Source organism: uncultured Nevskia sp. (assembly GCF_903885465.1).
Lineage (GTDB): Bacteria > Pseudomonadota > Gammaproteobacteria > Nevskiales > Nevskiaceae > Nevskia.
In genome coordinates, this window is record NZ_CAISIQ010000109.1 from 1 (window position 1) to 15,585 (window position 15,585).

Genomic DNA, 15,585 nt, shown 5'->3' on the forward strand with positions numbered 1-15,585 from the left:
ATGCGCAGCGATGTGCTGATGCGCATCGCCAAGCTCGACGGCATCCAGCCAGCGGCGCTCAAGGAACTCGATGAAATCATGGAGCGCCAGTTCTCCGGCGGCTCCAATCTGAAGTCGTCGAGCGTCGGCGGTGTCAAGGTCGCGGCAAGCATCCTGAACCTGATGGACACCGCGTCGGAAACGGCAATCGTGGCGCGGATCAGCGAAACCGACAGTGAACTCGGTACCCGTATCCAGGACCTGATGTTCGTCTTCGACAACCTCGCCGACGTCGATGATCGCGGCATCCAGACCCTGCTCCGCGACATCCAGACCGAGCAGCTGGGCCTGGCCTTGAAGGGCGCGGATCCGAAGATCCGCGACAAGTTCCTGAAGAACATGAGCAAGCGCGCGGCCGACATGCTGGTCGAGGACATGGAAGCCAAGGGTCCGGTGCGGCTCGCCGATGTCGAATCAGCGCAGAAGGAAATCCTCGCCGTGGCCCGCCGTCTCGGTGACGCCGGCGAGATCATGCTCGGCGGCAAGGGCGAATCCTTCGTCTGATGTCGAACCCACAGGGCTACTGGAGCGCGGAAACCGTCGGCGATGCCACGCGCTGGGCAATGCCGACCTTCGCCGATCCCGCCGATTCGCCGCCACCGCCGCCGCACAGCGCCGATCATCTCGACCAGCTCGAACGCACCGCCTACGAAGATGGCTATGCCCGCGGCTACGCCGAAGCGCAGGCCCAGGGCTATGCCGATGGCGCGGCGAAGATTCGTGAAGCGGTCGATCGCCTGAAGGCGGTGTTCGAGCATCTGTCGCGGCCGTTGAAGGACCTCGACGGCGAAGTCGAACGAACGATGATCGCGCTGGCGCTGGAAGTCGGCCGTCGCCTGGCCCAGACCACCCTGGTGCAGGAGCCGGCCGCGATCGCCGGCATCATCCGCGAAGCGATCGGCGCACTGGCGACGCCGGCCCGCGATGCCCGCATCCATCTGCATCCGGCCGATGCCGAGCTGGTGCGCGATACCTTGACCCTGCCCGAGGACTACGCCGGCTGGAAGCTGGTAGCCGACAAGGAGCTGATGCGCGGCGATTGCCGCATCGTCACCGACTCCGCACAGATCGACGCCCGGCTCGATACCCGCGCCGCGTCCGTGGCCCAGGCCTTGCTCGGAGAGCGTTGATGAGCGAACTCTCTGCCGCCCGTGATACCAGACTCGCCAAAGCCTTGACGCTGGCCGCCGATCGCGCGGCCAACTCACGCTCGGTAGTCGTCGAAGGCGTGCTGAAGAGAGTCGTCGGCTTGACCCTGGAAGCCGTCGGCTGCCAGAGCCAGATCGGCAGCCGCTGCCGAGTGGTCAATGCCGATGGCGGCATGCTCGAAGCGGAGGTGGTCGGCTTCTCCGGTGATCGCACCTATCTGATGCCGACCGGCGAAATGCACGGCCTCAAACCGAATGCCCGAGTCATTCCGATGGCGCGGATGCCGCGGGTGCCGGTCGGCGAAGGTCTGCTGGGCCGCGTGCTCGACAGCGAAGGCGAACCGCTCGACGGCCTTGGCCGTCTGGTCTGCGAGCGCCGCACCGCGACCACGACCCCGATCAATCCGCTGGCCCGTGCACCGATCAAGGAACCGCTCGATGTCGGTGTGCGCGCGATCAACGCGCTGCTGACCGTCGGCCGTGGTCAGCGTCTAGGCTTGTTCGCCGGCACCGGCGTCGGCAAATCGACCTTGCTCGGCATGATGACCCGCTACACGCAGGCGGACATCATCGTCGTCGGCCTGGTCGGCGAGCGCGGCCGTGAAGTCCGCGATTTCATCGACAACGCGCTTGGGCCCGAAGCGCTGAAGCGAGCCGTGGTCGTCGCCACGCCGGCAGATCGCTCGCCGCTGGCCAGAGTGCGTGGCGCCTGGCTGGCAACCTCCATTGCCGAAGCGTTTCGCGATCAGGGCAAGAATGTGCTGCTGCTGATGGATTCTTTAAGCCGCTACGCGCAGGCCTTGCGCGAGATCGGCCTGGCCGTCGGCGAACCACCGGCAACCCGTGGCTATCCGCCTTCTGTGTTCGCGCAATTGCCGAAGCTGGTCGAGCGCGCTGGCAATGGCTTGCCAGGCGGCGGTTCGATCACCGCGTTCTATACGGTGTTGGCGGAAGGCGATGACCAGAACGATCCGATCGTCGATGCCGCACGCGGCATTCTCGATGGTCACTTCGTGCTCAGCCGCGCGATCGCCGACGCCGGCATCTATCCGGCGCTCGACATCGAAGCCTCGATCTCCCGCGTCGCCAACGAAGTGACGCCGCTCGATCACCAGCGCCGGGTCCGCGCCTTCAAGCAGACGGTGTCGACCTACCAGCGCAATCGCGACCTGATCAACATCGGCGCCTACAAGCCGGGCACCGATGCCAAGGTCGACGCGGCGATGGCGATGTGGCCGCGCATCGAAGCCTTTCTCCGTCAGGACGTGCACGAGCCGGCGATGTTTCCGGCTTCGCGTGCGGCACTTCAGAACCTGTTCCCCGAGGTGAAGTAGCTATGGCGCTCTCCCAGGTTCGTCTGGAATTGCTGAACCTCGTCGCCGAGCGCAACGAAGACGATGCCAAGGCTCTGCTTGCCAAGGCGCAGGCCCGGCTTGCCGAGCAGCAGGCGCTGTTCGGGGAGCTGCAGCACTACCTGGAGGATTACCAGAACCGCTTGCCCGCGCGGCCGACGCCGATGCTGCTGGAGAACCAGCGGCAGTTCTGCGGCAAGCTGATCGAAGCGCTGAACGCGCAGCAGGCGACCATCGACGCCGAGCAGGGCCGGGTCGCGCAAGCCAACGAACGCTGGCTGGCGATGCGTCGCGAGCTGCGCATCACCGAGCACCTGCAGCAGCAGGGCGATCTCGAAGTCCGCCGGATCGAGGAAAAGGCCAGCCAGCGCGAGATGGACGAATTCGCCACCGTTCGCCACTTCGCCGCGAGCCAGCGCTCATGAGCGCCGGACTGTCGGCCATGCTTCCGACCTCGGCAGTCGGCGGATCGCGAGCGACCGTGCGCAGCGAAGCCGCGAACGAGCCGAAGGACAAGGGCTCGCCCTTCGCCGATCTGCTGGGCGCCGGCCCGGCAGCTTCGAAGGCTGCAGCAAGCAAGGAAGCCAAGGCTGCGGAGGACGACAAGAACGACAAGGACAGCGATGAGGATCGCGATGACGGCAGCGAGGCCAGTAATGCCGCGCCTGCCGACGCCGTACCGGCGCTGCCGGCCTGGCTGCAGGCGCTGCGCGTGCCACCGCCGGTTGCCGTACCGAGCGATGGCCAGCCGGGCGCTGCGGATGACAGCGATGCGCTGCTGGCTGGCGCTGTCGGCAGCATTCGGACTCCGACCGCGACCTTGACGGCCGATGCGCCGGCCTTGCCGACCAGCAGCGCCGAACCGGCTGCCTTCACCGCCAGTCTTGGCGCCGCGCTCGACGCCGTGACGCCAAGTGCCGACACCGCGCTGACCGCGGCTCAGAACGCGAGCCTCGACAGCGCGCTCGACGCACAGCTCATCAAGGCCGATCTGCCGACCGTGCCGGTGACGGCCGTCACCGCCGAGCGCGCGCCACCAGCCATCAACGTCACGCCCGCCAGCAGCGACTCGGCCACCAGCCTGCTGGCTACCGCACCGAGCGCAGCGCTCGATGCCTACGGCGAGCCGCTGTCGCTCGATGGTCCGGACGCCGCCGTCCGCCTCGGCGAACGCCTGCGCTGGCTGAGCGAAGCCGGCGTCCAGGAAGCCCGCCTGCAACTGCATCCGCGCGAGCTGGGCAGCATCGATGTCCGCATCCGCGTCGAACAGCAGACGGCGAGCGTCTGGTTCGGCGCCGATCATCCGGCCGCCCGCGCTGCGCTCGAAGCCAGCCTGCCGCAACTGCGCGAGCGCATGGCCGCCGATGGGCTGCAGCTGGGCCAGGCGCAGATCGGCGGCTCGGCGCAGTTCCAGTCTCAGGAACGGGAAGCGGGCGGGCAGGGTCGTCCCGGAGCCCCGTCGCGGTCGGCTGTTTCCGGCAGTCTGGTGGACGAGCCGATCCCGGGAAACGACCTCCTGGCCGCTGCGGTGGCGCGCCATCGCGGTCTGATCGATCGTTACGTCTGATCGTTCTTGTCGACGCCGGATCGGCCGAATCCGGCCCGATTCATGCTCGTGTTGACGCCATAGGAGCAGCTCATCCAATCGGGATTCAAACCTATTGGCGGGCTGCGCTGTCCTAGCGATTAACGCGAGTCTGCGATCGGCCGGATGTTTCGTCCCGGCGGGTCCTGTGCTTGCTCCCGCATGCAGCCCGGAGATGGCCACCCGATGGATAGACGCGACTTCCTGAAACGAACCAGCACCAGCGTTGGCGCGCTGATGCTGCCGATCTACGGCAATGCAGTGGCTGCCGAGGTACTGGCGACCCAGGCCGACAAGGCGATGCGCAAGACGCTCGCCGATACCGCGCTGAATGCCGCGACCAAGGCTGGCGCGACCTATGCCGATGTCCGCATCGGCCGCTATCTGCGCCAGTTCGTGATCACCCGCGAGACGCGGGTCGAGAACGTGGTCAACACCGAATCGACCGGCATCGGTATCCGGGTGATCGTCAACGGTACCTGGGGCTTCGCGGCGACCAGCGACTTGTCCCCTGACGCCATCGCCAAGGCTGCCCAGCAGGCTGCCGCGATCGCCAAGGCCAACTCCAAGTTCCAGACCGCGCCGGTGCAGCTGGCGCCGACCAAGGGCCTCGGTGAAGTGTCCTGGGCCACGCCGATCAAGAAGAACGCGATGGAAGTGCCGATCAAGGACAAGGTCGAGCTGCTGATGGCGGTCAACAACGCGGCGCTGAAAGCCGGCGCCGACTACATCAATTCGATGATGTTTCTGGTCAACGAGCAGAAGTACTTCGCGTCCACCGACAACTCCTATGTCGATCAGGACATCCACCGCATCTGGACGCCGATGCAGATCACCGCGATCGACAAGAAGAGCGGCAAGTTCCGCACGCGCAGCGAGATGTCGGCGCCGATGGGCATGGGCTACGAGTACCTGGATGCCAAGCCCTCCGGCAAGCTGAAACTGCCCGGTGGCGTGATCGGTTACACCAACTCGTACGACATGGTCGAGGACGCGGTCGCCGGCGCCAAGCAGGCGCGCGCCAAGCTCACTGCGCGTTCGGTGAAGCCGGGCAAGTACGATCTGGTGCTCGATCCTTCGCACCTTTGGCTGACCATCCACGAATCGGTCGGCCATCCGCTGGAACTCGATCGCGTGCTCGGCTACGAGGCGAACTACGCCGGCACCAGCTTCGCCACGCTCGACAAGTGGAAGCAGAAGGACTTCAAGTACGGCAGCCCGGCCGTGACCCTGTTCGCCGACAAGATCCAGCCGACCACGCTGGGCGCGGTGGGCTATGACGACGAAGGCGTGACCACCAAGCGCTGGGATCTGGTCAAGGACGGCATGCTGGTCAACTACCAGGCGATCCGCGATCAGGCCTACATCATCGGCGAGAAGGAATCGCAGGGCTGCTGCTACGCCGATTCCTGGCAGAGCGTGCAGTTCCAGCGCATGGCCAACGTCTCGCTGGCGCCGGGCAAGGCCAAGCTCGGTGTCGAAGAGATGATCAAGGATGTCGAGAACGGTATCTACATCATCGGCGACGGCTCCTTCTCGATCGATCAGCAGCGCTACAACGCGCAGTTCGGCGGTCAGCTGTTCTACGAGATCAAGGACGGCAAGATCACCGAGCAGATCGAGGACGTGGCCTACCAGATGCGCACGCCGGAATTCTGGGGCGCCTGTGCGGCGATCTGCGATGACAGCGACTACCGCTTCGGCGGTTCCTTCTTCGATGGCAAGGGCCAGCCTTCGCAGGTATCGGCGGTGTCGCACGGGTCTTCGACGACCCGGTTCAACGGCATCAATGTCATCAACACCGCGCGCAGCCTCGGCTAAGGACAGATCAACTCATGAGCATCTATACGGAAGCACAGGCCAAGGCGATTCTCGACAAGGTCATCAAGCTGTCGAAGGCCGACGAATGCACGGCGACCTTGGATGGATCGGTGGCCGGCAATATCCGCTACGCGCGGAATTCGGTTTCGACCAGCGGCATCGTCAGCAACTGCGAACTGGCGGTAAGAGTCGCGTTCGGCAAGAGGGTCGGCACGGCGACGATCAACGAGTTCGATGACGCGGCGTTGGCGAAAGTCGTCAAGCGCGCCGAAGACTTGGCTCGCCTGGCGCCGGACAATCCGGAATTCATCGCGGCGATCGGCAAGCAGGATTACAAGCCGACCCCGACTTTCGACGCCGCCACCGCGGCGATCACCCCGGAATATCGCGCCCAGGTGGCGGCCGACAGCATCACGCCGTCGAAGGCCGGCAAGCTGGTCGCCGCCGGCTTCTTCAGCGATTCGGTGCGCTTCTCGGCTGTGGCCAACTCGAAAGGCAACTTCGGTTACCAGCAGGCGACCAATGTCGATTTCACCTGCACCGTGCGTACTGAAGATGCACGCGGCTCCGGCTGGGTGGCACGCAATGTTTCCGACGTCGACCAATTCAGCGCCAAGAGCGACATCCAGACGGCGATCGCGAAGGCGCAGAAATCGGTCGACGCCAAGGCCCTGGAGCCGGGCAAGTACACGGTGGTCCTCGAACCCGCTGCGAGCGCCGGCATGCTCACCTACATGATGCAGGGCTTCGATGCCCGCTCCGCCGACGAAGGCCGCAGCTTCCTGACCAAGAAGGGTGGCGGCAATCGTCTCGGCGAAAAGGTCTTCGACGAGAAGGTCACGCTGTTCGCCGATCCGCTCCATCCGGGTGCTGCCGTGCTGCCCTGGGACGAAGATGGTCTGGTGCGCGAGCGCATGCCGATCATCACCAATGGCAAGGTCGACAGCCTGCAGTATTCGCGGTACTGGGCGCAGCTGAAGAAGGCCAAGGCGATCGGCCAGCCGGGCAACCTGATCATGGTCGGCGGCACGAAATCGACGATGGATCTGGTCAAGTCGACGAAGAAGGGCATCCTCGTCACCCGCACCTGGTACATCCGCTCGGTAGACCCGCAGACCGTGCTGCTGACCGGCCTGACCCGCGACGGCACCTTCTACATCGAGAACGGCGAGATCAAGTATCCGATCAAGAATTTCCGCTGGAACGAGTCGCCGGTGATCATGCTCAACAACGTCGACGAGTTCGGCAAGCCGGAGCGAGTCGGTGACGATGAATCGCCGTTCGTGATGCTGATTCCGCCGATGAAGATTCGCGAGTTCACGTTCACGTCGCTGTCTGACGCGGTATAGCTCGGGATGGCATCCGCTGGCGTCTACGACTTCTGGTTTACTCGGCTGCAGTACGAGTCCGGAAACTGGGATGTCGATCAGCGGATGCCGTCGAACATCATCGACACCTTGCTGCAGTACACGACCCTGAGAGTGGACCCGGAAGAGAAGGTCATTCCGCTGGCCGATCCGCGGATGCTGACCGCGCCGTTCGTCTACATCGCCGGCAACAAGCTGGTGGAGTTCACGCCGGACGAGCGCAGGAACTTTGAAGCCTATGTTCGCAATGGTGGCTTCGTGTTCGCCGACGACTGCAATCACGATATCGACGGCCTGTTCGCGAAAAGCTTCGAGCGGCAAATGGAGTCGATCTTCGGCAGCGAATCCCTGAAGAAGCTACCGAAGACGCATGCCGTCTACTCCAGCTTCTTCAGCTTCGACGGCCCACCGGCGAACAGCATCGAGCTGAACGGCTGGGGCGACGATCTGGTGCATGACTATCTGAAGGGCATCGAGATCAATGGCCGCCTCGGCCTGCTGTACAGCAACAAGGATTACGGCTGCGAGTGGGACTACGACTGGCGCAACAAGCGCTTCAATGCCGAGGACAACACCAAGTTCGCGGTGAATATCGTGGTTTATGCGCTGACTGCCTGATCGGCTTGTAGGGGCTGTCATTCCCGCGCAGGCGGGAATCCAGTTTTGAAGTTCGCGCAACGCTGGCTGCAGAGAACTGGATTCCCGCCTGCGCGGGAATGACGCCTGTAAAGAGTCCACACATTTGATGCAGACCATGCCCGATACCGCCACCCCGTTGACCGAAGCCGCCATCGCCCAACAGCTCGCTGCACTGGCCGAAGTCCGCAAGGCCATCGCCCGGGTCATCGTCGGCCAGGATGCGGTGGTCGAACAGTTGCTGGTCGGCCTGTTGGCGGGCGGCCACTGTCTGCTTGAAGGCGTGCCCGGCCTCGGCAAGACCTTGCTGGTGCGCTCGCTGTCGCAGGCGCTGAAGCTCGATTTCCGACGCATCCAGTTCACCCCGGATCTGATGCCGAGCGACATCCTCGGTACTGAAATCCTCGAAGAAGATCACGGCACTGGCCGGCGCAGCTTCAAGTTCCAGAAAGGCCCGGTGTTCACCAATCTGCTGCTCGCCGACGAGCTGAACCGCACGCCGCCGAAGACCCAGGCAGCACTCCTCGAAGCGATGCAGGAGCACACGGTTTCCTCCGCCGGCACCACCTGGGCCTTGCCCGAGCCGTTCTTCGTGCTCGCCACCCAGAACCCGCTCGAACAGGCCGGCACCTATCCGCTGCCGGAAGCGCAGCTCGATCGCTTCCTGCTGCACATCCGCGTCGACTATCCGACCGAAGCCGAGGAGCGCGCGATCATCAGCCAGACCACTGGCGCTGCCGGGCAGGCAATCACTGCGGCAATGAGCGGTGATGAAGTGCTGGCGCTGCAGAAGCTGACCCGCGACGTACCGCTGAGCGATGACTTGCTCGGCTGGATTACCCGGCTGGTGCGTGCCACAAGACCGCAGGACACCTCGGTGCCGCAAGTACGTGAATGGCTGCGCTGGGGCGCGGGCCCGCGCGCCGGACAGTCACTGGCGCTGGCTGCGAAGGCGAGGGCGCTGCTGCATGGTCGCTACGCCGTGACCCGTGACGACGTGCGCGCGCTCGCTGGCCCGGTGCTGCGTCATCGCCTGCTGCTGTCGTTCGCGGCGGAAGCCGAGGCGCGGACGGCGGATGAGGCCGTGGCGGCGGTGCTCGAGGCCGTCAGGCTTTGATGAAGCGCGCCGCAAGCCCTCTCCCCTCGGGAGAGGGGAGCTAAAGATGAGCAGCCTGATCCCGCCCGACGTCCGCGCTCGCCTGAAAAGCCTGCGCATCAGCAGCCGCCTGACACCGAACGGTCAGGGCCTGGGGCTGCACACCGGGCGCGGACGCGGTGCCGGACTCGAGTTCGCGCAATACCGCGCCTATGGCCAGGGCGACGAGCCGCGCCAGATCGACTGGAAGCTGTTCGCTCGTTCGGATCGCTATTTCGTCCGCGACGCGACCCGCGATAGTCCGCTGAGCGTCTGGCTGGTCATCGATACTTCGGCATCGATGGCGCAGGCCGATCCCGAGCGTCCCGATCACGCGCGCATCGACGCCGCCCGGATCATCGCTGCCTGCATCGCCGAACGCGCGGTGCAGCAGGGCGACAGCGTCGGCCTGATCACCGTCGGTGGTCGGAGCACGCAAGGCCTGCCGGCCGCGCCCGGCGTTCGTCACCGCGATCGTCTGCTGTTGCTGCTCGCGGGCCTCGTTGCCGACGGCCGCGATGGCGCGAGAGCTGCGCCGCCGCTGCTGTCCGCACAGATCGCCCCGGATGCACTGGTGATCGTGATCAGCGACGGCTTCGATGACAGCCTCGCCGAGTCCTGCGAACGGCTCGCCGCCGCCCGGCGCGACGTGCGCGCGATCCGCATCCTGACCGTCGGCGAAGCAGCATTCGCGTTCCAGGGCAGCCAGCGCTTCATCGATCCGGAAAGCGGCCGCGAACGCACACTCGACGCCGATGCCGCCCGCAGCGGCTTTCTCGAGCGTTTCGGCGTCGCACGCCGTGAACAACTACGCCGGCTCGCGCGTCACGGCGTCACGTGCGTCGAACACTCGCTCGATGAGCCGGCCGACACGCCGCTGCACCAGCTGTTCGCAGCGCGGGGCCGCAGCGCGTGATCAGCTTTGCCGCAGCCTTCGGCTTACTGGCGCTGGCAGCGCTGGTGATCCCAATCGCGATCCACCTGATTCGTCGCCGCGCGGCGCGCGATGTTCCATTCGCAGCGCTGGCATGGCTGGCCGCCCGTACCCCGCCACGCCGCCAATGGCGGCTCGACGATCGCTGGCTGCTCGCGGTACGGCTGCTGCTGATTGCCTTGCTGGCCGCATTGCTGGCCGAGCCCATTTGGCGTTCTCCCGATGGGGCCGATGCGGCGGCGGTCTATGTCGCGCCCGGCATTGATGCGAACGCGGCGCGAGCAGCTTTCGATGCGCCCCTGGCGGACTGGCACTGGCTCGCCGCCGGTTATCCATCGCTCGATGAACCCGCGCCGGCTGCTGATCCTCATGCGCTGCAAAGCCTGATCCGCGAACTGGATCGCGAGCTGCCAGCAGCGACGAAGCTGAGCATCGTCGTGCCGGCGGAACTTGTCGGTCTCGACGGCGAACGCCTGCGCCTTGGTCGGGAGGTCGTCTGGCGTTCGCTGCCTGCGGCTTCGGTGCCGCAGGAGCTTGCGCCCGCTGCTCAGCCGTTCCGCATCGCAATCCGAGTGACGTCTGCCGCGCCGACAGCGGCCAGCGTTGCGCGTGCGCTGACCGCTGCCTGGCAGGCGGCAGGCATGGCGATCGAAATCGACGATCAGCCACCTGGCGCGCCGATCTCGAAGAACAGCAGCTTGCTGATCGTCTCCGGCGGCAAGCTCGACGAGGCAACGCAGGCACTCGCCAGCAACGGCCTGAACGTCCTGCTCGGCGATCCGCAAGCGAAGACCGGTGAGGTGCTGCTGCGCGATGTCGAGGGCCAGCCACTGCTGCGTCGGCAAGCGCCACAGATCTACGCGCTCGCCGGCCCGTTGGACCCAGTCGCCTGGCCGGCGCTGCGCGACCCGCAACTGCCAGCGGCTTTGCTGAAGCTGCTTCGCCCTGCAGTGCCACCGCCGGATCGCGCGCCTGCTGTTAGCGTCGCGCCGCTACGTGCTGCGGTGGATTCTGCAGGCCCGGCAACGCCGCTGACGCCTTGGTTCGCGCTGGCGATTGCGCTGCTGTGGCTGATCGAACGTCTGCTGGCGACGCGCCGGCGGAGCGAAGCATGAGCACCGATCCAGCGCTGATCCGGCGACTTGCTCGCTTGCGCCATGCCGCCAGCACGCGGGCGGTGCTGATCGACGTCGCGGCTGTGCTGCCGCTCGCTGCCGGTCTCGCAGTGCTGAGCTTCTCGCTAGCCGGTGGGGTGCCTGCCTGCGCATTGCTGATCGCGGCAACGCTTGCATTGATCGCTTCTGCGATCCGTCACGCGCGGCGTCATGACCAAGGCTGGTTGCTGCACCAGCTCGATGCGGTCTGCCCAAGCTTTGAGGACAGCAGCGCACTGGCCTTGCAGCCGGAAGTGCCATCCAGCCCGCTGGCCGCACTTCAGCAAGCGCGGATCCGCAACCGGATGTCGGCACTGCTGGCAAGCGCGGCGCCCGATCTGCGCGCGCCGTGGCCGCGCCGCCGGCTGCAAGGACTGTGGCTGATCGGACTCGCGTTGATCGGGTTCGCGCTGCTGTTGCCGAGCCTGCGCGCCGTGTTGCCGGCTGCCGTGAGCACCGCGACCGCGCAGCAGCCCAGCGGGCAAGGCACACAGCTGGCCGCGATCCGCCTCGCGATCACGCCACCGGCCTACACCGCGTTGCCGTCGCGAAGGATCGACACGCTGGACGCCAAGCTGCCGGCCGGCAGTCAGATCGAATGGCAGTTGACACTCGATCGTGATGCCGAGGGCGTTGCGCTGAGCTTTCACGATGGTTCACGGTTGGAACTCGCTCGCGATGGCGAGTCATGGCGCAGCACGCGAGTGATCGATGCGGCGACGCTGTACAGGATCGAACTGCGCGGCGCTGTTGCACTTGCTGACGACCGCGGCTACCGGCTCGACGTGATCGCCGATCAGCCGCCGGAGATCGTCGTCCGCGAGCCGGCGCAGACCCTGACGGTGATCCATGCCGCACAGGCCGAATGGCTGCTCAGCTTCGAAGCGAAGGATGATTACGGCCTTGGCGATGCCGAGTTGAGCCTGAGCCTCGCGCAGGGCGCGGGCGATCAGCTCAAGGTCACCGAGCAGCGCATCAAGCTCGAAGGTGACGGCGATGGGCGCAGCCGTCGCTATCGTCAGCGCCTTGATCTGGCCAAGCTCGGCTACGCGCAAGGCGATGATCTGATCGTGCGGCTGACGGTCGCCGATCGACGCGAGCCCGAAGCTCAGCAGACCGTGAGCACCAGCCTGATCCTGCGCTGGCCGGCTGATGGCGGCAGCTTGAGCGAAGGCATGGAAGGCCTGGTGCAGAAAGTGGCGCCCGCCTATTTCCGCAGCCAGCGGCAGATCATCATCGACAGCGAAGCGTTGCTCGCCCAGCAGGCCACGCTGAGCCCGCAGCGCTATGCGCGCGATGCCGATGCGCTGGGTGTCGACCAGAAGATTCTGCGTCTGCGCTATGGCGAGTTCCTCGGTGAGGAGTTCGAGAACGGCGCACCGCACGATGACGAACATCAGCCAGAGAAGGCTGCGCCGGACGGCCTCGGCCGGGCCGAAGATGTGCTCGCCGAGTTCGGCCACGAGCACAACGAATCCGAAGCCGCGACCCTGATGGACCCGGAGACCAAGCGCCTGCTGCGGGAGGCGCTGAACGAGATGTGGCAGGCCGAGCTGCAATTGCGTCAGGCCAAGCCCGGCGAGGCGCTGCCCTACGAGTACAAGGCGCTGACGCTGATCAAACAGCTGCAGCAGGCCGAGCGTATCTATCTCGCGCGCAGCGGCCTGGAGCTGCCGCCGTTCGATGCCACACGGCGCTTGAGCGGCGAGCGCGACGGGCTGATCGACCGCAGCCGCGTGCTCGATCCGCGCAGCGATGACGGCTCGCCACTGCCGGCGCTGCTGGACCAGCTCAATGGCGCGGGCGCTGTTGATCTCGCACCCTTGCTGGCCTGGGTGAAAGCGCATCCGGAGACGGCGGACCCGCTCGGCCTGCTTGCCGATGCCGACAGCCTGCGGCGGCAGCCGGATTGCGCATCCTGCCGTCGTGCGCTGGCGGCGCGGTTGTGGCCACTGCTGCCAGCGCCGCCGGCGGCAGTCGATGCGCGTCGATTGCCTGATGCGGCAGGTCAGGCCTGGCTCGATGGCTTGAGCGGAGCGCGGCCATGAGTGCTGTGCTGCTGCTGATCGTCGCCGCGACGGTTTCAGGCTTGTGGCGCGCGCGTCGCAAAGGCTGGCGCGATCCGGCGTTCTGGCTGCAGCCGTTCGCTGCGCTGTTTCTGGCGATGACTCTGTCGCCGCCGTCGATCCCGATCGATGGCTCGACCTTGACCGTGCTGACGCCAGGCGCAAGCCCCGAACAATGGCGTGCGCTGCCGTGGTTCGCGCCGTTGGCCACGCTGCCGGGCGCTGATGCGCCATTGCGCGCGGACACGGCGCCCGATCTGGCGACAGCGTTGCGTCAGCATCCGCAGGCGACTGCGTTACGAATCGTTGGCAACGGCTTGCCGCCACGTGATCAGGCTGCAGTCGGCGAACGCGCGCTGCGCTTCGATGCGTCAGCGCAATCAGGGATCGTCGCGCTTGAGGCGCCTTCGACGGCAAAGCTCGGCACCCAGATCGTCATCAGCGGCCGAGTCGCGAAGCCCGGTTTGCGAGTCGCGTTGCACGATCCTTCCGGCGCGCAGGTCGATGTTGCGACGCTGGACGGCGAGGGCGGCTTTCGCTTGTCGACCATCGCCCGCGCGGCTGGCGCAGTGCAGTTCCAGCTTCGCGCTTTCGATGCCGCCGACGCGCTGATCGACAAGGCCGCGGTTCCGTTGATCGTCACTGCGGGTGAGCGCTTGTCCGTTCGTTATCGCGCCGGCACGCCGGACGCCGATGCCAAGTACTGGCGGCGCTGGGCGCAGGACGCCGGCCTGATGGTGGCTTATCGCGCGGGTCTGAGCGAAGGCGTGCAGCTGTCTGCCGACGGTCCGACGGATCCGTCGGACGCGCTGACGCCGGACGTGCTCGCGGCCAGCGATCTGGTGGTGATCGATGATCGCGCCTGGCTGCAATTCGGCGCCGACGAAAAGGCGGCGCTACTCGCGGCGGTCGAGCGCGGGCTCGGGTTGATCCTCAAGGCCAGCGGACCGCTCGATGCCGCCGTCGCGGCTGACTGGGCCACGCTCGGTTTTGCGACCACGCCGCTCGATGCGCCTGCATCGCTGACGCTCGATCATCGGCTGGCAATGCGCGAGCGCGCGGACTTCACGGCGGCGCCAGTCGTCATCAGTGACGCGGCGAACCTCACGCCTCTGTTGCGTGCTGATGATGGTGCGCTGCTCGCGGCCTGGCATGGGCAAGGCGCGGGCAGGATCGCGATCTGGCGGCTGCTCGACAGTTACCGACTGGTGCTGGCCGGCGAAGCTGCGCGCTACGCCGCGCTGTGGGGCGACACGCTGGCGCAACTCAGTCGGCCGCTGCCGGCACCTTCGGCCAGGCCACAGTTGCCCAGCGAGGCCTGGATGGATGAGCGCGCAACACTTTGCGGCCTCGGCGCCGCGGCGAGCCTGCTTTCGCCTGATGGTCAGACCCAGCCTTTAAGTATTCGGGCTGATGGCTGCGCCGCGGCTTGGCCGGGCGAATCCGGCTGGTATCGGCTGCAGACCGGTGCTGACACTTGGCCGATGTTCGTGCGAGCTGCAGACGATGCCCGCGGCCTGCGTGCGAACCGGGATCGTGTAGCGACAGGGCGTCTGCGGCGCGAGCCCGAGATGGGGGCAGCACCGGTAAAAATCGAGGTGCCGCTGCCGCGCTGGCCGTGGTTCTTCGCCTGGCTGATCGTCGTCAGTCTGCTGTGGTGGCGCGAACGCCGGTAGGGCGGGCCGTGCCCGCCGTGTGCCTCGGTCATGGCGTTGGCGCGGCGGCGGCCGTGGGCCGCCCTAGGTCGAGCAACGGGCCAGTGATCGGCATGATCAAGACTTCTTCGACAAGCCTGATTACCTACGCTATGCGCTGATTTTTCCTACAGTGTCGATCGTCTTTGTCCCTACGACCGTAACTGTCATGACCAACGCTTATCCGCACCTGCTGGCTCCGCTCGATCTCGGCTTCACCACGCTGAAGAATCGAGTGCTGATGGGCTCGATGCACACCGGTCTGGAAGACGCGAAGAAGCACACGCCACGGCTCGCCGCGTACTTCGCCGAGCGTGCGCGCGGCGGTGTCGGCCTGATCGTCACTGGCGGTGTCGCACCGAATATCGTTGGCTGGGCGAAGCCTTTGGCCGGCACCCTGGCCACGCATTCCGCCGCGCAGCGCCATCGCATCGTCACCGATGCCGTACATGCCGAGGGCGGCAAGATCGCGATGCAGATCCTGCATACCGGCCGCTACGGCTATCACCCGTTCGCGGTGGGGCCGAGCGCGATCAAGTCGCCGATCTCGCCGTTCAAACCGCGTGAGTTATCGGCACGCGGTGTCGAGAGCCAGATCAAGGCTTTCGTCCGTTGTGCGTCGCTGGCCCGTGAAGCCGGCTATGACGGCGTCGA

Annotated in this window: 13 protein-coding genes and 1 pseudogene; all 14 read left to right on the top strand. The window is 66.1% G+C overall.

Translation table 11 applies throughout. The annotated features are described in order from the left end of the window. Positions 1–543 (top strand): FliG C-terminal domain-containing protein (locus tag QZY06_RS04060; protein WP_295680534.1); only part of this gene is annotated, 543 nt, incomplete at its 5' end. Then, positions 543–1,169 carry a FliH/SctL family protein gene (locus tag QZY06_RS04065; RefSeq protein ID WP_295680536.1) on the top strand — a complete coding sequence of 209 codons (627 nt, stop codon included), beginning with the start codon at positions 543–545 and terminating at the stop codon, positions 1,167–1,169. The genes QZY06_RS04060 and QZY06_RS04065, both read left to right, overlap by 1 nt. Then, the gene (gene fliI / locus QZY06_RS04070; RefSeq protein WP_295680539.1) at positions 1,169–2,521 is read left to right on the top strand and encodes a flagellar protein export ATPase FliI; all 1,353 of its coding nucleotides are present in this window, start codon (positions 1,169–1,171) and stop codon (positions 2,519–2,521) included. Before QZY06_RS04065 ends, fliI begins: the two co-directional genes overlap by 1 nt. 2 nt (positions 2,522–2,523) lie before the next feature. Continuing rightward, complete coding sequence (fliJ, locus tag QZY06_RS04075; RefSeq protein ID WP_295680541.1) at positions 2,524–2,964, top strand: flagellar export protein FliJ; 441 nt, start codon at positions 2,524–2,526, stop codon at positions 2,962–2,964. After that, positions 2,961–4,106 (top strand): flagellar hook-length control protein FliK, encoded by a 1,146-nt coding sequence (locus QZY06_RS04080; RefSeq protein ID WP_295680543.1) that lies wholly within the window; start codon positions 2,961–2,963, stop codon positions 4,104–4,106. The genes fliJ and QZY06_RS04080 overlap by 4 nt, the downstream gene beginning before the upstream one ends. Positions 4,107–4,310: 204 nt before the next feature. After that, positions 4,311–5,945, top strand: coding sequence for a TldD/PmbA family protein (locus tag QZY06_RS04085; protein WP_295680546.1), 1,635 nt, complete (start codon positions 4,311–4,313; stop codon positions 5,943–5,945). Positions 5,946–5,959: 14 nt separating this feature from the next. Then, positions 5,960–7,294, top strand: a complete 1,335-nt coding sequence (locus tag QZY06_RS04090; protein ID WP_295680548.1) for a TldD/PmbA family protein — start codon at positions 5,960–5,962, stop codon at positions 7,292–7,294. Positions 7,295–7,300: 6 nt separating this feature from the next. Next, complete coding sequence (locus QZY06_RS04095) at positions 7,301–7,930, top strand: DUF4159 domain-containing protein (protein ID WP_295680550.1); 630 nt, start codon at positions 7,301–7,303, stop codon at positions 7,928–7,930. A gap of 136 nt (positions 7,931–8,066) precedes the next feature. Beyond that, entirely contained in the window at positions 8,067–9,065 is a 999-nt protein-coding gene (locus QZY06_RS04100; RefSeq protein ID WP_295680552.1) for a MoxR family ATPase, read from the top strand. Positions 9,066–9,111: 46 nt separating this feature from the next. After that, complete coding sequence (locus QZY06_RS04105) at positions 9,112–9,999, top strand: DUF58 domain-containing protein (RefSeq protein ID WP_295680554.1); 888 nt, start codon at positions 9,112–9,114, stop codon at positions 9,997–9,999. Beyond that, on the top strand, positions 9,996–11,132 hold the full coding sequence (locus QZY06_RS04110) for a BatA domain-containing protein (RefSeq protein ID WP_295680557.1): 1,137 nt from the start codon (positions 9,996–9,998) through the stop codon (positions 11,130–11,132). The genes QZY06_RS04105 and QZY06_RS04110 overlap by 4 nt, the downstream gene beginning before the upstream one ends. Then, positions 11,129–13,219 (top strand): hypothetical protein, encoded by a 2,091-nt coding sequence (locus QZY06_RS04115; protein ID WP_295680559.1) that lies wholly within the window; start codon positions 11,129–11,131, stop codon positions 13,217–13,219. Before QZY06_RS04110 ends, QZY06_RS04115 begins: the two co-directional genes overlap by 4 nt. Continuing rightward, positions 13,216–14,913 carry a hypothetical protein gene (locus tag QZY06_RS04120; RefSeq protein ID WP_295680562.1) on the top strand — a complete coding sequence of 566 codons (1,698 nt, stop codon included), beginning with the start codon at positions 13,216–13,218 and terminating at the stop codon, positions 14,911–14,913. The genes QZY06_RS04115 and QZY06_RS04120 overlap by 4 nt, the downstream gene beginning before the upstream one ends. A gap of 187 nt (positions 14,914–15,100) precedes the next feature. Beyond that, positions 15,101–15,585: pseudogene (gene fadH, locus QZY06_RS04125) on the top strand (NADPH-dependent 2,4-dienoyl-CoA reductase); the annotation flags it as partial.